The organism is Exiguobacterium sp. SH31 (assembly GCF_001816105.1).
Classification (GTDB): Bacteria; Bacillota; Bacilli; order Exiguobacteriales; family Exiguobacteriaceae; genus Exiguobacterium; species Exiguobacterium aurantiacum_A.
The window spans coordinates 13,914-38,731 of record NZ_LYTG01000093.1; the positions used below are offsets into that span (position 1 = coordinate 13,914).

Genomic DNA, 24,818 nt, shown 5'->3' on the forward strand with positions numbered 1-24,818 from the left:
AAGTGATATTTATGAAACGAGCGATTGGAGTACTCGATTCAGGTGTTGGCGGCTTGACCGTAGTCAAAGAACTGATCCGCCAGCTGCCGAAAGAAGAAATCATCTATATCGGCGACACGGAGCGCTGTCCGTATGGGCCGCGTCCGCACGATGAGATTGAAGCATATACGTGGGAATTGATTGAATTCCTATTAGAAAAAGACGTTAAGATGATTGTCATCGCCTGCAACACGGCGACGGCTGTCGTCTTGAAAGAAGCGCGCAAGCGCCTCAACATCCCGGTCATCGGTGTCATCGACCCGGGCGCCCGGGCCGCCGTCAAAGGCACACGCAACAAACATATCGGTGTCATCGGCACGAAGATGACGGTCGAAAGCAATTCGTACGAGACGGCGCTCCGTCACGTCGCGGGCGAGATCGATGTCTATTCGCTCGCTTGCCCGCCGTTCGTCCCGCTCGTCGAAGCCGGCGAATTGAGCGGCGAACGCGTCCGGTCGATCGTCGCCGAGACGATTCTTCCGCTCCAAGATTCGGAGATGGACACGCTCATCCTTGGGTGCACCCATTATCCGTTGCTAGCGCCGGTCATCCAAGACGTCGTCGGACCCGATGTCCACTTGATTTCGTCAGGTGATGAGACGGCGCTCGAAGTGGCGGCGATCCTTGATTTTAAAGAACTTGAGAACGATTTGGATACCATCCCGACGCATCAGTTTTATGCGACCGGGGATGTCGCCATCTTCAACCGATTGGCGACAGAGTGGCTTGGCCAACCCGTGAAAGCGGAGAAAGTAGAGGTGTCTGGTGTCGATGCGTAACGAAAGACAACATGATGAACTGCGGACCGTTGAGATCATTCCGCACGTGAACAAACATGCCGAAGGCTCGGTCTTGATCTCGATCGGGGACACGAAAGTGATCTGTACGGCGACGGTCGAAGAACGCGTCCCAAACTTCCTGCGCGGGAAGAAACAGGGCTGGATCAACGCCGAGTACGCGATGCTGCCACGGGCGACGGGTAACCGGACCGTCCGGGAATCCGTTCGCGGTAAGCAGACAGGACGGACGATGGAGATTCAACGGTTGATTTCGCGTTCGCTCCGTTCGGTCGTCGACTTGGAACGGCTCGGTGAACGGACGATCTGGATCGATTGTGACGTCATCCAAGCAGATGGTGGCACACGGACAGCGTCGATCACAGGCGGTTTTTGTGCGCTCGTGCTCGCGATCGACGCGCTCATCCGTCAAGGCAAACTCGGCGACACGCCGATCAAAGAAGGCGTCGCCGCCATCTCGGTCGGACGGACGAACGAGCTGTTGCTCGACTTGAACTATGAAGAAGACGCAGCGGCCGAAGTTGACATGAACGTCGTTATGACGGCGAGCGGACGCTTCGTCGAAGTGCAAGGCACGGGTGAAGAAGCGACGTTCACGCTGCAAGAAATGAATGAGATGCTCCAGATGGCCCAAGGCGGGATCGAGACGCTGTTCAAAGCAGCAGAAGACGCACTCGGTGCCTCATGGTGGTATGTCGGGGAACAAATGGAGGAAACGATATGAAACTGATTGTCGCGACACGCAACAAAGGGAAAGTGGTTGAAATCGAAGGGATGCTCACGCCGCTCGGATTTGAAGTCGAATCGCTCTTAGATTATCCGGATGCACCGGAAACGGATGAGACGGGCACGACGTTCGAAGCGAACGCCGAACTGAAAGCGACCGAGGCGGCCCGTTACTTCGGACACGCCGTCCTCGCCGACGATTCGGGGCTTGAAGTCGATGCGCTCGACGGTGCCCCAGGCGTCCACTCGGCCCGCTTCGCCGGTCCTGAGAAGTCGGACGCGGCGAACAACGCGCTCCTGCTCGAGAAGTTGAACGGGGCGAACGACCGCTCGGCTCGCTTCGTCTGCGCGCTCTGCCTCGCCAAACCGACAGGCGAGACGTTGACCGTGCGCGGGACAATCGAAGGTACGATCGGCTATGCGCCCCACGGGGAAAATGGATTCGGGTACGACCCGCTCTTTATCGTCCCGTCGCTCCATAAGACGGCAGCAGAGCTCGAGCGTGACGAAAAGGCGGCGGTCAGTCATCGCGGTCAGGCGTTAAGAAAACTGGAGGCAGAAATCATTCCATTTATGAAAGGTTGAGGTGTATGCGTTTTCTAGTAGTCAGTGACAGTCACGGATTGACAGACGAACTAACGACCATCTTTACTCGGCATGAAACTGAGATTGAAGACGCGTTCCATTGCGGCGACTCCCAGCTCGCGCTCGTCGACGAGCACTTGCTGCCGTATCGGACCGTCCGCGGAAACTGTGACTTCGGGGGCGATTTGCCGCTCGAACGGGTCGAAGAGACACCTGAAGGTACGGTTTTAATCGTCCACGGCCATCACCATGACGTGAAGTTCGATTTGAACCGGTTGCGTTATCGGGCCGAGGAAATCGGGGCGAACGTCGTCTTGTACGGTCACTCGCACGTGGCCGGGGCCGTCATCGAAGACGGGGTGCTCTACGTGAACCCGGGCTCGATCCGGATGCCGCGCGGACGCGCGGACAAGACGTACGCGTTGATCGACCTTGACGCCGGTCAGGCAGCGGTCCGGTTTTACCGGTCTGAGGACGGGACGCACGTCGAAGATTTGGACTTGTCAGGACAACTTTGAACAAAACAGAAAGAACCAATTGACAGCAAAGCATTTTTCTATTATAGTTTTCTTGTCAATGTCCCAATAGCTCAGCTGGATAGAGCAACGCCCTTCAAGACAAATAGGAGCCTTTATAGGGAAACAGAAACCTATAGAGTGGACGACACTATATCGGTGAAGCCTTAACAGATCATGCTGATGGTAATACCGAGGAAACTTGTATCCTTTCGAGGTCAAGGTGGTTCAAAGGACTAAAGGGTCAGCCTTTAGAGGTAGAACCATTGAAGGAACAATTTGTTCGTGAGGTTCCGTAGAGACTACACGTGTCGCACCTGAAATGGTGAAGATATAGTCCAGACTACAAACAACATGCGTTGGTGGCGAAAGCCATGGTGGTAAGCTAAGGCGTCGGTCGGGGGTTCGAATCCCTCTTGGGACACTTCCATTTAAAATAGAGATAGCCTCCACGGAGGTTGTCTCTTTTTTCGTTTTCCGGGGTATTGATTGACAACGCAGCAATTCCTAAGGAAGATGGAGATGGATGGAAGAAAGGGTGTGTGAAGATGGAAAAAGAGCGGGAGTACCCGTTTCCAGGGAACTGGTCGCGGCTGCAGAAGATGATTCAAGAAGCGGATGCGGCCGGGGAGCGGCAACGGGTCGAGCCGATCCTATGGGATTGGTACGCAGCCGTCAAAGGCGATCAGTTTATTTTCATGGAAATTTTTCAATGTTTGATGGAGCGTCCGGAAGAGCCGGAAACGCTTGAAAAACTCGAAGAACTCGTCACGACGCAGATTCATGAGGCAGAAGAACCGGCAGCCGGCGGGCTTCAAATTGCCCAGTACTACATCATGCGTGACCAACCTTTCGAGGCGGCACACTGGATTCATCAATATTTAGAGTGGCAAGACAAGGCCGATCAAGTGAACACCCAAGCTTACCAAGTGCTCCAAGTACTTAAGATGACCGAGTTTCCGGCGGCCATCGCCAAACTGAAACGGACGGTTCATCGTGGCAGTGTCGGGGAACAGATTGAACTGCTCGAGCACGTCCATTTCAATATCGATGACGTACTCGACAACGTATTAAAGGAACTGCTCCTTGAAGATCGCCCAAAATTGATGAAGTTGATCGTGCTCGAAAAAGCGTTCGAAGAACTGTCCGTCATCGAATGGGTCGACCTCGAAACGCATCATCGGCTGACGCAGGCAGAGGCACAAGTGAAGATGGACGAATGGGAGCATGTGGTCCACGATTTGCAGAAGGCCGTCAAAGGCGACGAAATCGCGACGCAACTGCTCATGAACTACATGTATACGCACTATCCGTTCACACCGGGTGAGACATCTGAAATCGAAACAGCCGTCGTGAAAGCGAAAGCAGCGATCCTGAACGATGAAGAAACAGACGGGCTCGCGGCTGAAATTTTAGAGGCGGACATCCGTTTCACGCAAGCGTTTCTAGACTAAATCCTTGTGTGCAGTCACCTGATTTATGCTATAATACTGCTTGTTGTACATTTTTGTACGGTATAGAAGAATAAACGAATTTGTTGGAGGGACTTAGCATGACAGCAAAATGGGAAAAAACATCAGGTAGCCAAGGCGTACTCACGTACGAAGCACCTGCAGAAGCATTCAATAAAGCAGTCGACGCAGCATTTAAAGATGTCGTCAAAAACTTGAACGTACCTGGCTTCCGTAAAGGGAAATTGCCACGTCCAATGTTCAACAAAATGTACGGAGAAGAAGCACTCTTCCAAGATGCGCTTGATATTCTCTACCGTGACACAATCCAATCTGCAGTCGAAGAAGCTGGTTTCGAACCAATGGCTCTCGAAAACATCGACGTTGATGGCACGCTCGAAAAAGGTCAGCCGGTTACTTTCAAAGTAACATTCGTTGTTGAACCAGAAGCTGAGCTCGGCGACTACAAAGGTCTCGAGTACGATGCTGTAGAAACGAACGTCACAGACGAAGAAGTCGCAGCAGAACTTGACGCCCTCAAAGAGCAAGGCGCAGAACTTGCTGTTAAAGAAGGCGCAGTCGAAAACGGCGATACAGCTGTCTTTGATTTCGCAGGTTTCGCTGAAGGCGAGCAATTCGAAGGTGGCACGGCTGAAAACTACACACTTGAAATCGGTTCAGGTCAATTCATTCCTGGATTCGAAGAGCAAATGGTAGGCATGACTGCTGGTGAAGAAAAAGACATCGAAGTAACATTCCCTGAAGAGTACCACGCTGACAACTTGGCGGGTAAACCAGCGACGTTCAAAGTCAAACTTCACGAAGTAAAAGCGAAGCAAGTTCCTGAGCTCGACGACGAGTTCGCAAAAGACATCGACGAGTCAGTAGCATCACTCGACGAGTTGAAAGCGAAAATTCGTGAGCGCTTAGAAGCTGCGAAGCAACAAGAAGCTGATGGCACGATGCGCGACCAACTCGTTGAGCAAGCAACTGCTAACGCGACAATCGACGTACCTGCAATCCTCATCGACCAAGAAGTAGATCGCATGGTTCAAGAGTTCGGTACTCGTGTATCTTCACAAGGCATCGACCTCAACATGTACTTCGAACTCACTGGCACAACAGAAGAAGCTATGCGTGAAGAGATGAAAGAGCAAGCTGAAGAGCGCGTTAAAGCTCGTCTCGTCTTGAAAGCAATCGCTGAAAAAGAAGCGATCGAAGTAACTGATGAAGATGCTGAGAAAGAACTCGAAGAAATGTCTAAACTCTACAACATCGCACCGGATCAACTCCGTACGATGCTCGCACCGCAAGGCGGAATCGAGACACTTAAAGGTGACCTCAAATTCCGTAAGGCGATCGACATCCTCGTTGAAACTGGTAAAGCGAAGTAATTAGATGAGAGGAGGGCGACTGCGACGCAGTCGTCCTTTTTTCTGTCACGACACATTACGTGTGTTAATCTTTGAAGTCGCTATATGTTCATGCTACAATTATTGCAACGCAGAGATGTAAATGTTTTTTCGTGAGTGCTTTGCACCTGAAAATACAAATAGGCGATTTATCGCACTTACATCCATTTCCATTCAGAAGGGGTGTACCGAATGTTCAAATTTAACGAGGAAAAGGGACAACTTAAATGCTCGTTTTGCGGGAAATCGCAAGAACAAGTCCGTAAACTAGTCGCCGGTCCTGGCGTATACATTTGTGACGAATGTATTGAACTTTGCAATGAAATCGTTGAGGAAGAGCTCGGTGTCGAAGAAGAAGTTGAATTCAAAGACATTCCAAAACCACAAGAGATCCGTAATATCCTTGACGAATACGTCATCGGTCAAGACCGGGCGAAACGTGCGCTTTCGGTAGCTGTCTACAACCACTATAAACGTATCAATGCCGGTGGCCGTTCTGATGATGTCGAACTTTCGAAGTCGAACATCGTCATGATCGGACCAACTGGTAGCGGTAAGACACTTCTCGCTCAGACGATGGCTCGCGTCTTGAACGTCCCGTTCGCTATCGCGGACGCGACGAGTTTGACAGAAGCCGGTTATGTCGGGGAAGACGTCGAGAACATCTTGCTCAAGCTGATCCAATCGGCTGACTACGATGTCGAAAAAGCTGAAAAAGGGATCATCTATATCGATGAAATCGATAAGATTGCCCGCAAGTCGGAAAACCCATCAATCACGCGTGACGTGTCTGGTGAAGGGGTCCAACAAGCCTTGCTCAAGATTCTTGAAGGAACGACTGCGAGCGTACCGCCACAAGGTGGACGGAAGCATCCGCATCAAGAGTTCATCCAAATCGATACGACGAACATTCTTTTCATCGTCGGTGGCGCATTCGCCGGCATCGAAGCGGTCGTCAAACGCCGCATCGGGAAGAAAGTCATCGGTTTCGGGAACGATCAAGAAAATCGCGAGATGACGCAAGAAGACTTGCTCGCCCGCGCATTGCCGGAAGATCTTCAAAAATTCGGCTTGATCCCTGAATTTATCGGACGTCTACCGGTCATGGCGACGCTCACGACGCTCGACGAGGAAGCACTCGTCGAAATCTTGACGAAGCCGAAAAACGCGCTCGTCCGTCAGTACGAGAAGATGCTCGAACTCGACGATGTCGAACTCACGTTCACAGACGAGTCATTGATTGAAATTGCCAAGCTTGCGATCAAACGCAAGACAGGTGCACGTGGTCTCCGCTCGATTATCGAAGAAATGATGCTCGATGTGATGTTCACTGTCCCATCGCGTGATGATATCGAGAAAGTCATCATTACAGAAGAAACGATTACGGGTCTTGCCGGTCCGAAATATGTTCTCCGTGATGGTACTGTCGAACAGACTGGGGACAACAAAGAGACAGCATAATCTTTTAACGAAAAAGGCTCAAACACTCGGCACACCCGAGTTTTGGGCCTTTTTGCACAGGAGGCGTTGTAATGGAACAATTACCAATTCTTCCTTTGCGTGGAGTTGTCGTTTATCCGCTGATTGGCGTGACGATCGACGTCGGGCGACCGCTCTCATTACGAGCACTCCTTGCCGCAAAGGAACACGAGACAGACTTGATTGTCGTCACGCAAAAAGAGACAGGCAAAGAATCACCTGAACCGGAAGACCTTTACGCGATCGGGACGCGGGTCCACATCGCCAAGATGAGCGAACTGTCGAACGATACGGTACGGGTCCGCCTCGTCGGGAAAGAACGCGTCAAAATCAACGCCGTCGAAGCGACGAAAGACGGCTGGTTTGCTGACGTCGACTCGCTTGAACTCGTCGAAGGGGAAGAAGTCGAGCGGACGGCACTCGTGCGTCTCTTGAAAGAACAGTTCGGCAAACTCGTCGGGACGATCAAAGGCTTGTCACCGGACGAGCGTCGTCGGTTTGAGATGTATGAGCGGCTCGAATCGCTCACTGACTACATCTCATCGAAACTCGATGTCGATGTCGACATTCGCCAAGCGATGCTTGAAGAACCAGACGCGGTCAAACGCGGGCTCGAACTTCTCGAGATCATGACGCACGAAGTCGAGATCATCGAGCTCGAACAAGAGTTGCGTGAACGGACGAAGAAGACGATTGAACAAGCGCAAAAAGAGTACTACTTACGTGAACAGATGAAGACGATTCAACAAGAACTTGGGGACCAGTCGCAAGAGTCGGAACCGAACCGTCTCCTTGAGAAGCTCGAGGCGCTCGACTTGCCGGAAACGACACGGAAGAACGTCATGCGGGAAGCGGAACGGTTGAACGTCGTCCCAGCGACGTCACCTGAGTACGCGGTCATCCGCAACTACCTCGATTGGATCGTCTCGCTGCCGTGGGGAATTGAAACCGAAGATAAATTGGACGTCAAACATGCGGCCGGTGTCCTCGACGATGACCATTACGGGCTCGAATCGGTCAAAGACCGGATCCTCGAATACTTGGCGGTCCGTCAATTGACGAACTCGCTGCGTGGACCGATCCTTTGTCTCGCCGGACCTCCTGGGGTCGGGAAGACGTCGCTCGCCCGCTCGATCGCTTCGGCGCTCGAACGTAACTTCGTCCGCGTCTCGCTCGGCGGGGTGCGTGACGAGGCTGAGATTCGCGGTCACCGCCGGACGTATATCGGCGCGATGCCAGGCCGGATCATCCGTGGCTTGAAGCAAGCTGAAAGTAAGAACCCGGTGTTCTTGCTCGATGAGATCGACAAGATGGCGTCGGACTTCCGGGGCGACCCGGCTTCGGCGATGCTCGAAGTGCTCGACCCGGAACAGAACGTCTCGTTCTCGGACCATTACATCGAGGAGCCGTTCGACTTGTCGAACGTGCTGTTCATCGCGACGGCGAACGACGTCTCGCAAATTCCGGCCCCGCTCCTCGACCGGATGGAACTCATTCAAATCGGCGGCTACACGGAGCTCGAAAAAGTCGAGATCGCGAAACGCCACTTGATTCCGAAACAATATAAAGAACACGGCTTGAAAAAGAGCCAGCTCACGATTAAAGAAGACGCGCTCTATGAAGTCGTCCGTCGCTACACACGCGAGGCCGGCGTCCGCAACCTTGAGCGTGTCATCGGATCGCTTTGCCGGAAAGCGGCGAAACAGATCGCGATCGGCGAGAAGAAACGTGTCACCGTGTCGCTCAAAGTCCTAAGCGACTACCTCGGGAAACCGAAGTATCGTTACGGCAAAGGCGAGACGGAAGACTCGATCGGAGCGGTCACAGGCCTCGCTTACACGGCGTTCGGCGGCGATACGCTCACGATCGAAGTCGCGCTCGCACCGGGCAAAGGCAAGCTGCAGTTGACGGGGAAACTCGGCGATGTCATGCAGGAGTCGGCGCAGACGGCGTACAGTTACGTCCGCTCGAACGCGGAACGGTTCGGGATCGACCCGACGTTCTACGAGCGGCAAGACGTGCACATCCACGTCCCGGAAGGTGCCGTCCCGAAAGACGGGCCATCCGCCGGGATCACGATCGCGACGGCGCTCATCTCGGCCTTGACCGGGAAAAAAGTCCGTCGTGACATCGGGATGACCGGAGAGATCACGCTCCGTGGCCGTGTCCTGCCGATCGGCGGCTTGAAAGAAAAAGCGCTCGCCGCGCACCGGGCCGGACTCACGACCATCATCATCCCGAAAGACAATGAACGTGACATCGATGACATTCAAGACACCGTCCGTGAAAAACTGACGTTCGTCCCGGTCACGATGCTCGATCAAGTATTAGAAGTAGCATTTGGAGGAAAACAATGAAAATCAATAAAGCAGAATTTATTACGAGTGCCGTGGCGCCGGACCATTATCCGGTCCACGAGTTGCCAGAAGTCGCACTCGCCGGCCGTTCGAACGTCGGGAAATCGTCATTCATCAACAAGATCTGTCAGCGTAAAGCACTCGCCCGGACATCATCAAAACCGGGGAAGACGCAGACGCTGAACTTCTTCAACATCAATGACGAGATCATGTTCGTCGACGTCCCGGGCTACGGGTATGCCAAAGTTTCGAAGACCGAGCGTGAGAAGTGGGGCGTCATGATGGAGCAATACTTGACGTCGCAAAGCGCACTTAAAGGTGTCGTCCTCTTGGTCGATATCCGACACGAGCCGTCGGGTGATGACGTGACGATGTACAATTTCTTGAAACATTATGAGATTCCGGTCATCGTCGTCGCGACGAAACTCGATAAGATCAAGAAAGCGCAGCGCCAGAAACATGAGGCGGCCGTGAAGCGGAAGCTTCAATTCGAATCGACTGACCGATTCGTATCTTTCTCGGCCGAAACGGCAGAAGGAAAAGACGAAGCGTGGAAAGCAATCTACGATTTGTTGACGGACGACGAGGGATAATCCCCTCGTCTTTTTGTTTTTAGGGTTACGTGAACGGGTAAGTATCGTATAATTGTCATATTGTATAGCAATACATTAATGAACGAGGTGGAAAGATGCAGAGAATGTTTGAAAGCAAATGGTATCGCTTCTTATTTTGGACGTTGACGATCTTCTTAGTGATCTTGGTCGGGACAGAGATCTCATTCGTGTTCGAACCGATCCAAGTCATATTGGCGCTCGTCACGGTACCGCTTATTATTTCAGGACTTTTCTTTTATTTTCTCGTTGGAGTCGTCGATTATTTAGAACGACGGTCCGGGAAACGTGGCATGTCAGTCGCAATCACGCTAACATCGCTTATCCTGATCATCACGCTCGTGTTCAGTATTCTCGGGCCGGTGCTCGTCGGACAAGTGACCGATCTCGTCAACGCGATGCCGAGTATCGCCAAAGAGTTACAGCAACAAGCGTTCTCAGTGCGTGACTCGCTCATGCAAAACGAGTTCCTATCGCGCTTCATGGCGGAGAATGATGACATGTTCACCGATTTGACCAACAACGTCACCACATACCTCGGTGATATTTTTGGCAACATCGCTTCTTCATTCGGCCAAGTCATCGGATTCATCACATCAGCCGTCATCACGATCGTCGTCATTCCATTCATGCTGCTCTATATGCTACTCGACGGGAAACGTTTGCCGGACTCGATCGTCAAGCTGTTGCCATCGAGCTATGAGAAAGAGACGCGTAAAATTTTGAACGACATGCATACGACCGTTAAAAACTATGTGCACGCCCAGCTGATCGTCGCGTTCTTCGTCGGGATCACGTCGCTTATCGGTCTTTGGATCATCGGTGTCGACTATGCCATCTTGCTCGCGCTCTTCATGATGGTGACGAACATCATCCCGTATGTCGGACCGTTCCTCGGGGCTGCACCGGCCGTCGTCGTCGCCTTCATCCAAGATCCGATCAAAGTGCTCTGGGTTATCCTCGTCATCATCATCGTCCAACAGATTGAGGCGAACGTCATCTCCCCGCTCATTCAAGGGAAGACGCTCAAAGTGCATCCGCTTACGATTATCATCGTCTTGCTCGTGGCCGGTAACTTGGCTGGGATCATCGGGATGTTGATCGCGGTTCCGACGTATGCGGTGGCGAAAGTGGTCGTCAAAAACATCGTCCGCATCTACAAGCTGAAAGAACGGAAACATTATCTTGAAGAACAAGAAGATGAGCGAAAAGAAAGCACGATTATCACAGATTCATCGTCACTTAAATGACGAAACAAGTAGAAATGGCCAATTTGACCGTTTCTACTTTTTTTCGTCACAAAAAGTTCTTAAATTATTTCACAAAAATCGAACAGAAGATTATAGTTCCTAAATAAAAATTGTTATAATGTACGGTAGAGATGTAAAAAAAGAAAAGACAACCGCCACTGTGATTTTAGATGAGGGGAAGAGGTACATGCATATTGTCGTCGTCGGACTAAATAACAAGACAGCCCCTGTCGCGATTCGGGAGCAGTTCTCGTTTGGGGAGCAAGAAATCGTGGACGCGATGATCGCGCTCCGCGAAGAGAAAAGCATTTTTGAATCGGTTATTTTGTCGACCTGTAACCGTACCGAGCTATACGTCGTCACAGACCAGCTCCATACGGGTCGTTATTATACAAAACGTTTTTTAGCGAACTGGTTCGATCTTGAGATGGATCAGTTCACACCATACTTGTCGATCCGTGAAGGGGAAGAAGCGATTCGTCACTTATTCCGTGTCACGTCAGGTCTCGACTCGATGATTATCGGGGAAACGCAAATTTTAGGACAAGTGAAGTCAAGTTTCTTCCGCGCCCAAGAGAACGGGACGACGGGGACAGTGTTTAATAAATTGTTCAAAGAAGCCGTGACGCTCGCCAAACGGGCCCATACTGACACGCAAATTGGGGAAATGTCGGTATCGGTCAGCTCGGCTGCGGTCGCGCTCGCGCAAGAGATGTACACGCGCCTCGATGACAAACAAGTCGTCGTCGTCGGTGCAGGCGAGACGGGTGAGCTGACAACGCTCAACTTGTTCGAAGCCGGCGCCAAACAAATTGCGGTCTTCAACCGGACTGAAAGCAAAGCGAAAGCGGTCGCTGACAAGTTCAAAGGCCGGGCCCACTCGATTCGCGAGATCGCCTGTGGACTGCTCGATGCTGATATTTTAATCAGCTCGACTGGCGCCAAAGAAGCCGTTATCGCGTATGATGACGTCGCCGCAGCGCAATTGTTGCGCCGGGAACGTCCACTTCTTCTCATCGACATTGCTGTGCCGCGAGATATCGATCCAGCGGTCCGGTCGCTTCCGGGCGTCCATTTGTTTGATGTCGACGACTTGAACGGGATCGTCAATAAAAACTTGGCAGCCCGTCTCGTCGAGGCAGAGAAGATTGAAGTGAAGATTGATGAGGCGATTCAAGAGTTCCAAGCGTGGCTCGTCACGCTCGGTGTCGTGCCGATCATGAACGAGTTGCGCTCACGTGCGCTCACTGTCCAAGAAGAGACGATGGAAAGTCTTGAGCGCAAGCTCGACCATCTGTCGGACCGGGACAAGAAAGTCATCGGCAAGCACATGAAGTCGATCATCAACCAGATGCTTCGTGAACCGATCGACTACATTAAAGACGCGGCCGCTCAACCGGACGCGAACACGCGCATCGCCCAGTTCGTCGAAGCGTTCGCGCTAGACGTCGACGTTCCGACTGTGGACACAGAACCGGAAGAACTAGAAGCGATGGCGGCTAAAGCACCACTTCGCGCGTTGATGCGCTAATACAAACCAAAAAGGCGGCGGATCTCGTCGCCTTTTTCTATGAAGGGGACTAAACATTATGCGTAAAATTATCGTCGGCTCACGCCGCTCACAACTCGCGATGACACAAACGAAATGGGTCATCGAACAATTGAAGCAAGCCGGGGCCCAGAACGAGTTCGAGATCAAAGAAATCGTGACGAAAGGTGACCAAATCGTCGACGTCCAACTGTCGAAAGTCGGTGGGAAAGGCTTGTTCGTCAAAGAGATCCAACAACAGATGCTCGCCGGGGATATCGATTTTGCCGTCCACAGCATGAAAGACGTCCCGGCCGAACTGCCGGAAGACCTCTTTATCAGCTGTATGCCAAAACGTGTCGACGCACGTGACGTGTTGATTTGCGAGGACGGCTACACGCTCGAGACGTTGCCGCAAGGCGCAGTCATCGGGACGAGCTCGCTCCGTCGCGGTGCGCAGATGCTCGCGGCCCGTCCGGACTTCGAGATCCAATGGATTCGCGGCAACATCGACACGCGCTTGAAAAAACTCGATACCGAGAACTTCAACGCCATCTTGCTCGCGAAAGCGGGACTTGAGCGCATGGGTTGGACCGACCGCGTCAAGTTCGAGGCGCTCGATGCCGACATGATGGTACCGGCCGTCGGACAAGGCGTGCTCGCGATCGAGAGCCGGAAAGACGACGCCGAAGTGACGCAGATTTTACAGCTCCTTCACGATGACGTAACGGCGAAAGCTGCGACGGCGGAGCGGACGTTCTTGAAGGCGATTGAAGGCAGCTGCCACGTACCGGTCGGCGGCTACGCGACGGTCGACGGGGACACGGTCACGCTCACCGGCTTGATCGCCTCGGTCGACGGCAAAGACGTGCTCCGTGTGACGAAAACGTCAACGGACGAAGTCGCGCTCGGTCAAGACGTCGCTGACGACTTGCTCGGACGCGGCGGACGCGAGATCCTCGCCTCGGTCAATGTGTGACGTCTGGTACACAGGGACAAAACGACTGACCGCTTCGCAACGGGCCTTGCTCGACGCGAGCGGTCTTTCCGTTCATCACGTCCCGATGATTGAGACACGGCTGACCGGGAAACCAATGCCAACTGATTCGTTCGATTGGCTCGTCGTCACGAGTCAAACCGCTGTCCCAGCGCTTCAAGACGTTCCTCGGAACGTTCAAGTCGCTGCCGTCGGCGAGAAGACGCGGGACGCGCTCGAGGCAGAAGGATTCACCGTTTCGCTCATGCCAGAGACGTATACGGGCGAGGCGTTGTTCCGCGAGTTGGCTAACGTCGTCGGGGAGGATGACGTCATCTTGTTCGCCCGTGGGGATTTGGCGAACACCGAGCACATGCAGCAATTGCCGCATGTGTACGATTGGGTCGTCTATGAGACGGTCGAGAAAGCACTCACGGCCGATCAAGCGGCCGCGCTCGAACACGTCGAGGCGCTGCTCGTGCTCAGCCCATCCGCGGTCCACGCGCTCACACCATACCTCGAGCGGTTCCACGGCACGTGGTATGCCATCGGCGAAGTGACCGAGCGGGCCGTCCGAGAAGTGTCGACGTTACCGGTCCGAGTGCCTGAGTGTTATACTATGGATGCATTAATACAGTGTGTAGGGGGAGATTTTTCATGAACCAATTCGACCGTCACCGTCGTCTGCGCTCGTCGAAGTCGATGCGTGCACTCGTACGTGAAAACCATGTTCGGAAAGAAGATTTGATTTATCCGCTCTTCGTCGTCGAAGGGACAAATATTAAACGCGAAGTCAGCTCGATGCCTGGCGTCTTCAACTTCTCGCTCGATCGTCTCGAAGACGAGATCCGTGAGCTCGTCGACCTCGGGCTCGAGTCCGTTCTCTTGTTCGGTGTACCTGAGCATAAAGATCCGGAAGGCACGGAAGCGTACCACGACCACGGCATCGTCCAAGAAGCGATCCGCAAAGTGAAAGAGTGGGCACCACAGCTCACGGTCATCGCCGACACGTGCCTCTGTGAATATACGTCGACGGGCCACTGTGGCATCGTGAAGAACGGTGACGTCGATAACGACGCGTCACTGCCGCTTCACGTCCAGACGGCGATCACGCAAGCGCAAGCGGGCGCAGACATCATCGCGCCGAGCTCGATGATGGACGGCTTCGTCGCCGCCATCCGCGAAGGGCTCGACCAAAACGGCTTCAGCCACATCCCGATCATGAGCTACGGCGTCAAATACGCATCGGCGTACTACGGACCGTTCCGTGACGCGGCGCAGTCGGCGCCTGGTGAAGGCGACCGCAAAGGCTATCAGATGGACCCGGCCAACCGCCGCGAGGCGTTCCGGGAATCACAGTCGGACGTCGAGCAAGGTGCCGACTTCATGATCGTCAAACCGGCGCTCGCGTTCATGGACATCATCCGCGACATGCGCGACTCGCTCGATATGCCGATCGTGGCGTATAACGTGAGCGGGGAGTACGCGATGATTAAAGCGGCGTCGATGAACGACTGGATCGATGAACAACGTATCGTCATGGAGACGATGGTCGGTTTCAAACGGGCCGGTGCCGATTTGATCGTCACGTATTTCGCAAAAGACGTCTGTCGCTATTTGGAAGGAGAATTCGCATGACATACAAGCAAACTCGCTCAGAAGCAGCGTTCAAACAAGCACTCCCACTCATGCCGGGCGGGGTCAACAGCCCGGTCCGTGCCTATAAATCTGTTGGGATGACACCGATCTTCGCCGAACGCGGTGAAGGTTCACGCGTCTACGACATCGACGGCAACGAGTACATCGACTACGTCCTCTCATGGGGACCACTCATTCTCGGTCACCGCGACCCGGTCGTCATGAAAGCGATCCAAGATCAGGCTGAAAAAGGCTGGACGTTCGGGACACCGACGGAGCTTGAGACAAAGATGGCCGAGCTCGTCATCGACCGCGTCCCATCGATTGAGATGGTCCGCATGGTCAACTCCGGTACGGAAGCGACGATGGCGGCTCTCCGCCTCGCACGCGGCTATACGGGCAAGACGAAGATCTTGAAGTTTGAAGGCTGCTACCACGGCCACGGGGACTCGCTCCTCATCAAAGCCGGATCTGGTGTCGCGACACTCGGTCTCCCGGACTCACCGGGCGTCCCAAAAGACTTGGCGAGCCATACGCTCACCGTCCCATACAACGACCTCGACGCGCTTCGCATCGCGTTCGAGAAGCACGGCGACGACATCGCCGGCGTCATCGTCGAACCGGCTGCCGGCAACATGGGCTTCGTCCCGCCGCAGCCAGGATTCCTCGAAGGACTTCGTGAAATCACGGAACAAAACGGCGCGCTCCTCATCTTTGACGAGGTCATGACCGGCTTCCGCGTCGGCTACAATTGCGCCCAAGGTTACTTTGGCGTGACGCCTGATCTTACGTGCCTCGGCAAAGTCATCGGCGGTGGCCTTCCGGTCGGCGCTTACGGCGGCAAACGGGAGATCATGGAACACATCGCACCGCAAGGGCCGATCTACCAAGCAGGGACGCTTTCAGGCAACCCGCTCGCGATGATCGCCGGCTACACGACGCTGTCGCAACTCAAGCCTGAGCACTACGAGGAGTTCGAGCGCAAAGCCGACCGCCTCGCGGCAGGTTTCACGGCAGCGGCCGAGAAATATAACATCCCGCACGACACGAACCGGGCCGGCTCGATGTTCGGCTTCTTCTTCACGAACGAGAAAGTGACGAACTTCGAGAAGGCGAAAACGTCGAACCTCGACATGTTCCGCTCGTACTATCAGAAGATGGCGGCGCGCGGCGTGTTCTTGCCACCGTCACAGTTCGAAGGCTTGTTCTTGTCGACTGTGCATACGGACGAGGATATCGACGCGACGCTCGCTGCGGTCGATGCGACGTTTAAAGAGCTGCAACAAGAGTTTTCACTGTAATCTTGACTGAAACGTCTTCAATCGCTACAATTGTTTAACAGATACGTTTAAAAGCTATGATGAGGAATAGTACGCAACAACACTCCTTTCTAGAGACGCGGCCGCACGGTGCAAGGTCGCGAGGGAAGTGTGCGGAAGTCGCCTCGGAGCTGACCTTTTGAATCAAGTAGGAAGGTTCGGTCCATCGACCGTTATTCGATTTTGAGGGCGCCACGTGTTGGCGAACTAAGGTGGTACCGCGGAAGATACGGCTTCTTTCGTCCTTAGCGTTAAGGACGAGAGCAGCCGTTTTTTGTGTAGACAGATAGAGGAGGATTGGCACAATGACCAACGAAACAAACGAAATCAGCATGCCGACGAAGTACGACCCGAGTGCGACGGAAGCGAAATGGTACGACTATTGGATGGAGAACAACGTGTTCAAGGCGGACGAGGACGACTCGAAACAGCCGTACACGATCGTCATCCCACCACCGAACGTCACAGGGAAACTTCACCTCGGACACGCGTGGGATACGACGCTCCAAGATCTACTTACGCGCTTGAAGCGCATGCAAGGCTATGACGTCCTCTGGCTCCCAGGGATGGACCACGCCGGTATCGCGACACAGGCGAAAGTTGAACAGAAGCTCCGTGAGGACGGCATCATGCGTTACGACCTCGGACGCGAGAAGTTCCTCGAGAAGACGTGGGAATGGAAAGACGAGTACGCCGACACGATCCGTGCCCAGTGGTCAAAACTCGGCCTCGGTCTCGACTACTCGCGTGAACGGTTCACACTCGACGCGGGACTCTCTAAAGCGGTCCAGGAAGTCTTCGTCCGTTTGTATGAAAAAGGCTTGATCTACCGCGGCGAATATATCGTCAACTGGGACCCGGCACAAAAAACGGCCGTCTCCGACATCGAAGTCATCTATCAAGAAGTCGAAGGCGCGTTCTACCATATGAAATATCCGCTCGCTGATGGCTCAGGCCACATCGAGATCGCGACGACACGCCCCGAGACGATGCTCGGCGATACGGCCGTCGCTGTCAACCCGAAAGACGAGCGCTACGCGCACCTCGTCGGTAAGACGATCATGCTCCCGGTCATGAACCGTGAGATCCCGATTGTCGCGGACGACTATGTCGACGTCGAGTTCGGTACCGGTTGCGTGAAGATCACGCCGGCGCACGACCCGAACGACTTTGAGATCGGGAACCGTCACGAGCTTCCACGTATCCTCGTCATGGACGAGTCGGGGACGATGAACGAGAATGCTGGCAAGTACGAAGGGCTCGACCGCTTCGACTGCCGCAAGCAGCTCGTCAAAGACTTAGAAGCGGATGGCACGCTCGTCAAAATCGAGCCGCATACGCACTCGGTCGGTCATTCGGAACGTTCAGGCGCGGTCATCGAGCCTTACTTGTCGAAGCAATGGTTCGTCGATATGGAGCCACTCGCGAAAGCGGCGCTCGCAGCGCAAGGCAACGACGAGACGAAAGTCAACTTCGTCCCAGAGCGGTTCGAAGGCACGTACCTCCGCTGGATGGAAAACATCCGTGACTGGTGCATCAGTCGTCAACTTTGGTGGGGCCACCGCATCCCGGCTTGGTACCATAACGAGACAGGCGAAGTCTATGTAGGCAAAGAAGCGCCGGCTGACATTGAGAACTGGCATCAAGACGAAGACGTGCTCGACACGTGGTTCTCGTCAGCGCTCTGGCCGTTCTCGACGATGGGCTGGCCGGACACGGACTCGGCAGACTTCAAACGCTACTTCCCGACGAGCGCGCTCGTCACGGGTTACGACATCATCTTTTTCTGGGTATCGCGGATGATCTTCCAATCGCTCGAATTCACGGGCAAGCAGCCGTTCAACGACGTGCTCATCCACGGTCTGATCCGTGACTCGGAAGGCCGCAAGATGTCGAAATCGCTCGGTAACGGCGTCGACCCGATGGAAGTCATCGACCAGTACGGTGCCGACTCGCTCCGCTGGTTCCTGCTCACGGGCTCGACACCAGGGAACGATCTTCGCTTCTACTGGGAGAAAATCGAATCGACATGGAACTTCGCGAACAAGATTTGGAACGCGAGCCGCTTCGCCCTCATGAACATGGACGGGATGAAGTTTGAAGATATCGACCTCTCAGGTGAGAAGACGCTCGCCGACAAGTGGATCTTGACGCGCTTGAACGACACGGTCGACCAAGTGACACGCCTCGTCGACAAGTACGAGTTCGGTGAAGCCGGTCGTTACTTGTACAACTTCATCTGGGAAGAGTTCTGTAACTGGTACATCGAGATGGCGAAACTCACGCTCTACGGTGAGGACGAAGCGGCGAAAGCGACGACACGTTCGGTGCTCGCGCATACGCTCGATTCGATCATGCGTCTCATGCATCCGTTCATGCCGTTCTTGACAGAGGAAATTTGGCAGCACTTGCCGCACGAAGGCGACTCGATCGTCCGTGCGAGCTATCCGACGCGTCGTGACGACCTCCACTATGCGGAGTCGGTACCGGCGTTCGAAGCGGTCATGAACGTCATCCGTTCGGTTCGTAACATCCGTTCGGAAGTGAACGCACCGATGTCGAAACCGATCCAACTGTTCATCGCGACGAGTGACGACACGACACAAGGCTACTTGAGCGAGAACGAAGCGACGATCGGCAAGTTCACGAACGCGACAGAGCTCGAAATCGGTCGTGGCTTGACGGCGCCTGACAAATCGATGTCAGCGATCATGACGGGCGCGGAGCTGTTCATCCCGCTCGCCGACTTGATCAACTTCGAAGAAGAGATCGCCCGTCTTGAAAAAGAAGTGACGAAGTACGAGAAAGAAGTCGAACGCGTGCAGAAGAAACTCGGTAACCCCGGTTTCACCGGCAAAGCACCGGCTCACGTCATCGACGAAGAGAAAGCGAAAGAAAAAGACTACCTCGACAAGCGTGACGCCGTGCGTGCGCGTCTTGAAGAGTTACGCAAGTAAGACATCAACCTTCTTTGGAGAATTTGTTCTCCGAGGAAGGTTTTTTTGTGGTTTGGGAGAATTTAGGGAAGGAGACAAGATAAAGGTGGAGTGATATGAGACGAATCGCAATGGTGTTGAGTCTAGCGATGATTGGATTGAGTGCGTGTGCCATGGACGAACAAAAGGTTGTGGAAAGAGAACCTGCGCATACAGAAGTTACAATCAATGTGAAGGAAGAAGAGGCAAAGTCGTCAGAAGTGGAGGTTGCCGAAGCGGATGAGAAAGAAGTGTTAGGCTCGATGATCGAGGACGTGCCGAAAGGGACCAATCGTCTCGTCGATGCGGTCGTGGCTCAATACACGATTCAATATACAGATGGCACGTCCGAACGACCTTCGAGAGACGGCGTCCTCTATGAATCGGTCATCGGCGATATCGGACTCATCGCGATCAAGTTACCTGACCACGACAGTTCGTTTGGCGTGTTCAACTATTCTCGAAACGAAGAGTGGGTCCTGCATGGCATTCAAAATTTTACGGTCCCCGAGGCGGCCGAAAAAGTCCGTCATGGGTTGGACCTGCCTAAAGAGGAGCTATTTGTCGCAAACTTCGAGATGGATCAACTTGAGCGGCCTGTGGAGATGTGGACACTTTACGATGAAACACAACGTATCACCATTTGGGTGACCGATGCGTTTAGTGTGGCAGAAGGTGAATTGATCGAACGCCGAGACGCTTTGAATAAGCGATACCGCTTAAATCAGCCGAATGGGAATGGCTTGTTTCATCTAGAGCAAGGCAAGCTCATTGTTGTGACAGGGAACGTATCGGAAGAGGTGCTGCTTATACTATCAGACTCATTGCCGGAAGTGTGGGCGGTAGATTTTCCAATGAAGTGAACAAGCTACTTTCAATCATTCAGGAGGAGGGAAGACCATGGCGTACACTCATGAATTCGGTGTATTAGATGCAACAATCCGTCAATCATCATTTGACGATTATACTCCAGAGAAATACGACTGTATCTCGGTGGACGGAGAGTGTGTAGATGCTTTTATCGATGAGCTAAATCATATGCGCACGTATTCTCATTCCTATGACCGTCCCGGATACGGATTAGAGGAGTGTGGAGTCACACTCATTCCGTATGAGTCACTGGCATTATTCTATCAAGTCGTCAAAGCGATGATGTATATGCATGAATCCAAGCAACTGAATCGACTCGTTTTGAAAATCGCTCAAGCCCAAGTTGAAAAGAAAGATATGATTCATTATGGGCTTTAAATCTAGAGTAAAGAATAACCCCGAGCATCGTCATCGATGTTCAGGGTTTCGTTTGCGTCCAACGTGGATGAGGCCAGAGAGAACGATAGCAATGAGAAGGTGAAACAAAGTCGGTTGAGGATGTCCGATACGGAATAGATGAACGGCATAGACGAGATAGAGGATGCTACCGAATCCTAGTAAGATGGAAAAAAAGAACTTTCATACGTCCTCTTCCTCTGGCTCTGTCCAAAACGATAATCGTTTCGTCGTCACGAAGTAAGACGACGTGAGCAGGGCGCCAATCGCAAGCCCGGTGAATTGTGGCTGAATCGATTGATTCGTCAACGACAGATAAAAACTGTAGACGAGGTAGGACGTGGACACGACGATTATCGTCATGAGCAAGACGGTCCTCTTCATTTCGAGTCACTCCATTCGAGCTCGTTCAAATGCTTCATGAATTGGACTAACGAGACACCTAGAAAGAAGGCTGGCATCGTCCATACCCAATTGCTTAGAAATGGACCTTGCCATAGCTCGAGCGAAATCAGACAAGCGAAACCGAGAGAAATGAGTGAAGCAAGTAATCGCATAGTATTTTCTCCTAATAATGTTAAATTTGATGTACGACCTCGAAGCGTTCACAGACGACTTTCATATCTTCTGTAAATGAACGTTGATACGTGCTGAGCAAATCTGTAAAAAACCGCTTGTGTGCATGCCACCACTCCGCGTAATCACCTTCACCTTCGGACAATACGAAATCTTCTGAGATTTCATTCATTGGCTGGATTGTGACTTCTGTCGTCCGAATGATGGCGACGGGGTGATCTGTGGCATCGAGAACGATGGCGTACTGACCGACGTACGGAAGAGGTTCTTGCTCAATCTCATATAAGATATAAGCAGAACATGTGGCTGTTTTTTGACCTGAAGTGACAAGTTTTGCTAAGTGGTTCGCGTCATCACCGAATTGAAAAGCTTCGACATCATCCGGCTGAAGAGTAGAATCTTGTTCCCAAAATTGATTCCAATACGAAATCGTCTGTTCATTCATAAGCGTTACCTCCTTCTATACATTCCTTCAACTTTACGAAAGAATTAAACAAAGGTTCCCACCAAAAAAACCATCCCGAAAGAACGGAATGGTTTATGTGCCACAAAACGTCTGATATGGATACGTCCGCTCTGGTCCCGTCGAGACGTAACGCCCGTAATCGGCTTCGTAGTCATACGGCTGACGCAACACGTCGAGCAAGGCGGTTGTCGGACCGAAGTCACCTCGCTCGGCTGCCATGATCGCTGATTCGACGTGATGGTTGCGCGGGATGACGGCCGGGTTGTGTTGGCGCATGAGTCGCGTCACATCTTCGTCTGGGAGAGCTTGTTCAGCGAGACGTTTACGCCATGCCGAAAGCCAGGCCTTTCCATCGTCACGCGACGCGAACGGAAGTGACTCCGTTTCTCCGAGCGTGAGCGCGCGGAACGTGTTCGTGAAGTCGGCCTCGGTCTCCATCATGAGTCGGAGCAGTTCGTCCGTCAGCGCGTCATCGTCGTCTTTTCGGACGTAGAGACCGATCTTATGGGCGAGTCCGGTGAAGTACGTTTGTTTATAAATCTCCGTATAATCGTTCAACAAACGATTGGCGATATCGACGGCAGCTTCTTGCGTGTCGGCGAGCAGCGGCAACAGCGTCTCGGCAAGCCGGGCCAAGTTCCACGACCCGATATACGGCTGATTCGCGTAGGCGTAACGGCCCTCGCGGTCGATCGAGCTGAAGACGGTGTTTGGATGATACGTATCCATGAATGCGCACGGGCCGTAGTCGAGTCCTTCGCCGCTGATGAACGTGTTATCCGTGTTCATGACACCGTGGATGAAGCCGACGAGTTGCCAGTCGGCGATCAGTTTCGCCTGACGTTCGATGACGCGTCCGAGGAACGCCTCGTAGCGGTCAGGACGACCTTCGAGACTTGAGTCGTGACGATGGATCGCATAGTCGGCGAGGGCGGTGACGTCATCGATCGACCCGGCAGCGGCCGCGTATTGGAACGTGCCGACGCGGATATGGCTCGAGGCGACGCGGGTCAAGACGGCACCGTGCTTCGGCCCTTGACGCATGACCGGCTCACCAGTCTTGACGACGGCAAGTGCCCGATTCGTCGGGATACCGAGCGCGTGTATCGCTTCACTAATCAAATATTCGCGTACCATCGGCCCGATAGCGGCCCGGCCGTCACCACCTCGTGAGTATGCGGTCGGTCCTGAGCCTTTCAACTGCACGTCGACCCGTTTACCGTTCGCTGTGACGTGTTCCCCTAAGAAGAGGGCGCGTCCGTCACCGAGCATCGTGAAGTTGCCGAACTGATGCCCGGCGTACGCTTGCGAGAACGACGTGTCAGTCTGCCGGTTTCCGGACAGGAGCGCCACGTCTTCTTTCAATGCATCAATATCGAGTCCGAGTGTCTCGGCGAGGGGTTCATTCAATAAGACGAGTTCTGGTTTGTCGACCGGGTTGATCGGCCCACGGTCGTAAAACGTATCACGAAGTTCGACGTACGTCGCTTCAAAGTTCCAACCTGTGTCTTTCATCTGAATTCCTCCTATCTCTGTTCGCTTCGAGTATAGCACAGCCGATTCTCTGCGTAGGCCTTCGTGAATTTTGGTAAGATGGGAGGGAAGTGTTAGAACAGGGGTGGGTTAAAGATGGAGACAAGACAAGACGTATTTGAATGGCTGAACGGACAACTGCGGTTCGGGATCAAGCCTGGATTGAATCGAGTCGAGTGGATGCTCGAGACGTTACAGATTGACGAATTGCCGTCGATTCACGTGGCCGGGACGAACGGGAAGGGATCGACCGTCGCGTTTTTGCGGGCGATGGCTATCGCTGAAGGGTTGAACGTCGGGACGTTCATCTCGCCGTACATCATCCAGTTCGAGGAGCGGATCATGTTGAACGGCGAACCGATTCGCGAGGTTGATCTCGTCCGTATCGCGAACCGTGTCCGTGACCGTGCCGATGAGTCGCCGGAGACGTTGACCGAGTTTGAACTGCTGACGGTCATGGCGTGGCTGTACTTCCATGAACAGCAACCGGACCTTATCATTTGGGAAGTCGGTCTCGGGGGCCGGCTCGATTCGACGAACGTCTTGAAGCGACCGCTCGCGACGATCGTGACGTCGATTGGCCACGACCATCAAGGTATACTCGGTGATACGCTCGCAGAGATTGCCAAGGAGAAGTTCGGCATCATGAAACGAGGCGTCCCGATGTTCCATAGTTTGGACGATGCGCAGTTGATCGCTTTGCTCGAACAACAAGGACGGACGATGGAGTCACCGGTGCATGCGGTCACACCGCTCATCGAGTCGATCGAAGGCGGGGCCGACACAACCGTTACATATGAAGGACTGCCTGCTGCGGCGCTCGGCTTGACGGGTCATCATCAAGCCTACAACGGGGCGTGCGCCGTCGCGGTCGCCCGTCATCTCGGGTGGAAGACCGAGTCGATATTGACAGGGCTTGAGACGGCACAACATCCGGGGCGCTATGAGATCATCTCAAAAGAGCCGCGGATCATTTTAGACGGGGCGCATAATGCGGAAGGCGTAGCGGCACTCTGTGAGCAACTTCGTCTAGAAGAAAATGTCACCGTGCTTGTCGCGACTCTTGCCGATAAGGACCGTGAAGCGATAATCAAATCGTTAGGGATGCTCGCGACCGTTTATGAGACGACGTTCGACTTTCCGCGGGCACGGACGCAAGCGAGTCTAGTTGAAGCAGGAGCGAACTATGTGGAGTGGACAGGCTGGTTGGTGGAATGGATGCGTTCGCCACAAACGAAAACGCTCGTCGTGACGGGGTCGCTTTACTTTATTAGTGAAGTGAGAACGTATTTCCAAAGTTTTCAAAAATGACCTTGTTT

Annotated in this window: 23 protein-coding genes and 1 other annotated feature; of the genes, 19 read left to right on the forward strand and 4 right to left on the reverse strand. The window is 53.4% G+C overall.

Annotated elements, in window-relative coordinates; translation table 11 throughout:
- The first annotated feature begins 11 nt into the window (after window positions 1-11).
- The 18 genes from racE (at window position 12) to A6395_RS13060 (ending at window position 20,906) form a co-directional block, all read left to right on the forward strand.
- Entirely contained in the window at window positions 12-818 is an 807-nt protein-coding gene (gene racE, locus A6395_RS12975) for a glutamate racemase (RefSeq protein WP_071399352.1), read from the forward strand.
- Window positions 811-1,560, forward strand: coding sequence for a ribonuclease PH (gene rph / locus A6395_RS12980; protein WP_071399353.1), 750 nt, complete (start codon window positions 811-813; stop codon window positions 1,558-1,560). Before racE ends, rph begins: the two co-directional genes overlap by 8 nt.
- Window positions 1,557-2,147 carry an XTP/dITP diphosphatase gene (locus A6395_RS12985; RefSeq protein WP_071399354.1) on the forward strand — a complete coding sequence of 197 codons (591 nt, stop codon included), beginning with the start codon at window positions 1,557-1,559 and terminating at the stop codon, window positions 2,145-2,147. Before rph ends, A6395_RS12985 begins: the two co-directional genes overlap by 4 nt.
- Before the next feature lie 5 nt (window positions 2,148-2,152).
- Window positions 2,153-2,665 (forward strand): metallophosphoesterase family protein, encoded by a 513-nt coding sequence (locus tag A6395_RS12990; protein WP_071399355.1) that lies wholly within the window; start codon window positions 2,153-2,155, stop codon window positions 2,663-2,665.
- 545 nt (window positions 2,666-3,210) lie between these two features.
- Window positions 3,211-4,116: a hypothetical protein gene (locus tag A6395_RS12995; protein ID WP_071399356.1), complete on the forward strand. Its 906-nt coding sequence runs from the start codon at window positions 3,211-3,213 to the stop codon at window positions 4,114-4,116.
- Between the two features lie 98 nt (window positions 4,117-4,214).
- Window positions 4,215-5,507 carry a trigger factor gene (gene tig, locus A6395_RS13000; RefSeq protein WP_070327725.1) on the forward strand — a complete coding sequence of 431 codons (1,293 nt, stop codon included), beginning with the start codon at window positions 4,215-4,217 and terminating at the stop codon, window positions 5,505-5,507.
- Window positions 5,508-5,717: 210 nt separating this feature from the next.
- On the forward strand, window positions 5,718-6,986 hold the full coding sequence (gene clpX / locus A6395_RS13005; protein ID WP_071399357.1) for an ATP-dependent protease ATP-binding subunit ClpX: 1,269 nt from the start codon (window positions 5,718-5,720) through the stop codon (window positions 6,984-6,986).
- Between the two features lie 71 nt (window positions 6,987-7,057).
- Complete coding sequence (lon, locus tag A6395_RS13010; protein ID WP_070327724.1) at window positions 7,058-9,361, forward strand: endopeptidase La; 2,304 nt, start codon at window positions 7,058-7,060, stop codon at window positions 9,359-9,361.
- Window positions 9,358-9,954, forward strand: coding sequence for a ribosome biogenesis GTP-binding protein YihA/YsxC (gene yihA / locus A6395_RS13015; protein ID WP_071399358.1), 597 nt, complete (start codon window positions 9,358-9,360; stop codon window positions 9,952-9,954). The genes lon and yihA overlap by 4 nt, the downstream gene beginning before the upstream one ends.
- A gap of 95 nt (window positions 9,955-10,049) precedes the next feature.
- Window positions 10,050-11,222 (forward strand): AI-2E family transporter, encoded by a 1,173-nt coding sequence (locus A6395_RS13020; RefSeq protein WP_071399359.1) that lies wholly within the window; start codon window positions 10,050-10,052, stop codon window positions 11,220-11,222.
- Window positions 11,223-11,409: 187 nt separating this feature from the next.
- Window positions 11,410-12,753 (forward strand): glutamyl-tRNA reductase, encoded by a 1,344-nt coding sequence (gene hemA, locus A6395_RS13025; protein WP_071399360.1) that lies wholly within the window; start codon window positions 11,410-11,412, stop codon window positions 12,751-12,753.
- A 58-nt stretch (window positions 12,754-12,811) separates the two neighbouring features.
- Window positions 12,812-13,729, forward strand: coding sequence for a hydroxymethylbilane synthase (gene hemC, locus A6395_RS13030; protein WP_070327718.1), 918 nt, complete (start codon window positions 12,812-12,814; stop codon window positions 13,727-13,729).
- Window positions 13,722-14,387 carry a uroporphyrinogen-III synthase gene (locus A6395_RS13035; protein WP_071399361.1) on the forward strand — a complete coding sequence of 222 codons (666 nt, stop codon included), beginning with the start codon at window positions 13,722-13,724 and terminating at the stop codon, window positions 14,385-14,387. The genes hemC and A6395_RS13035 overlap by 8 nt, the downstream gene beginning before the upstream one ends.
- A complete protein-coding gene (gene hemB / locus A6395_RS13040; protein ID WP_071399362.1) occupies window positions 14,384-15,364 on the forward strand; it encodes a porphobilinogen synthase in 981 nt (326 codons plus the stop codon). Before A6395_RS13035 ends, hemB begins: the two co-directional genes overlap by 4 nt.
- Window positions 15,361-16,665, forward strand: a complete 1,305-nt coding sequence (gene hemL / locus A6395_RS13045) for a glutamate-1-semialdehyde 2,1-aminomutase (RefSeq protein WP_070327715.1) — start codon at window positions 15,361-15,363, stop codon at window positions 16,663-16,665. The genes hemB and hemL overlap by 4 nt, the downstream gene beginning before the upstream one ends.
- Before the next feature lie 47 nt (window positions 16,666-16,712).
- Window positions 16,713-16,933, forward strand: a binding site (T-box leader).
- Window positions 16,934-16,988: 55 nt separating this feature from the next.
- The gene (locus A6395_RS13050) at window positions 16,989-19,640 is read left to right on the forward strand and encodes a valine--tRNA ligase (protein WP_071399363.1); all 2,652 of its coding nucleotides are present in this window, start codon (window positions 16,989-16,991) and stop codon (window positions 19,638-19,640) included.
- A 95-nt stretch (window positions 19,641-19,735) separates the two neighbouring features.
- Window positions 19,736-20,521, forward strand: coding sequence for a hypothetical protein (locus A6395_RS13055; RefSeq protein WP_131443453.1), 786 nt, complete (start codon window positions 19,736-19,738; stop codon window positions 20,519-20,521).
- 37 nt (window positions 20,522-20,558) lie between these two features.
- Window positions 20,559-20,906 (forward strand): hypothetical protein, encoded by a 348-nt coding sequence (locus tag A6395_RS13060; RefSeq protein ID WP_071399365.1) that lies wholly within the window; start codon window positions 20,559-20,561, stop codon window positions 20,904-20,906.
- Between the two features lie 201 nt (window positions 20,907-21,107).
- On the opposite strand, the gene A6395_RS13065 is transcribed toward A6395_RS13060, so the two are convergent.
- The 4 genes from A6395_RS13065 to A6395_RS13075 all read right to left on the reverse strand — a co-directional run bounded on the left by A6395_RS13065 (window position 21,108) and on the right by A6395_RS13075 (window position 23,481).
- Window positions 21,108-21,308 carry a hypothetical protein gene (locus A6395_RS13065; protein WP_071399366.1) on the reverse strand — a complete coding sequence of 67 codons (201 nt, stop codon included), beginning with the start codon at window positions 21,306-21,308 and terminating at the stop codon, window positions 21,108-21,110.
- A complete protein-coding gene (locus A6395_RS16000) occupies window positions 21,305-21,481 on the reverse strand; it encodes a hypothetical protein (protein WP_158625498.1) in 177 nt (58 codons plus the stop codon). The genes A6395_RS13065 and A6395_RS16000 overlap by 4 nt, the downstream gene beginning before the upstream one ends.
- Before the next feature lie 20 nt (window positions 21,482-21,501).
- Window positions 21,502-21,945, reverse strand: coding sequence for an ASCH domain-containing protein (locus A6395_RS13070; protein WP_071399367.1), 444 nt, complete (start codon window positions 21,943-21,945; stop codon window positions 21,502-21,504).
- A gap of 93 nt (window positions 21,946-22,038) precedes the next feature.
- Window positions 22,039-23,481, reverse strand: coding sequence for a protein adenylyltransferase SelO (locus A6395_RS13075; protein ID WP_071399368.1), 1,443 nt, complete (start codon window positions 23,479-23,481; stop codon window positions 22,039-22,041).
- A 114-nt stretch (window positions 23,482-23,595) separates the two neighbouring features.
- Between A6395_RS13075 and A6395_RS13080 the strand changes: the two genes are divergently transcribed.
- The gene (locus A6395_RS13080; protein WP_071399369.1) at window positions 23,596-24,810 is read left to right on the forward strand and encodes a bifunctional folylpolyglutamate synthase/dihydrofolate synthase; all 1,215 of its coding nucleotides are present in this window, start codon (window positions 23,596-23,598) and stop codon (window positions 24,808-24,810) included.
- Window positions 24,811-24,818 lie beyond the last annotated feature (8 nt).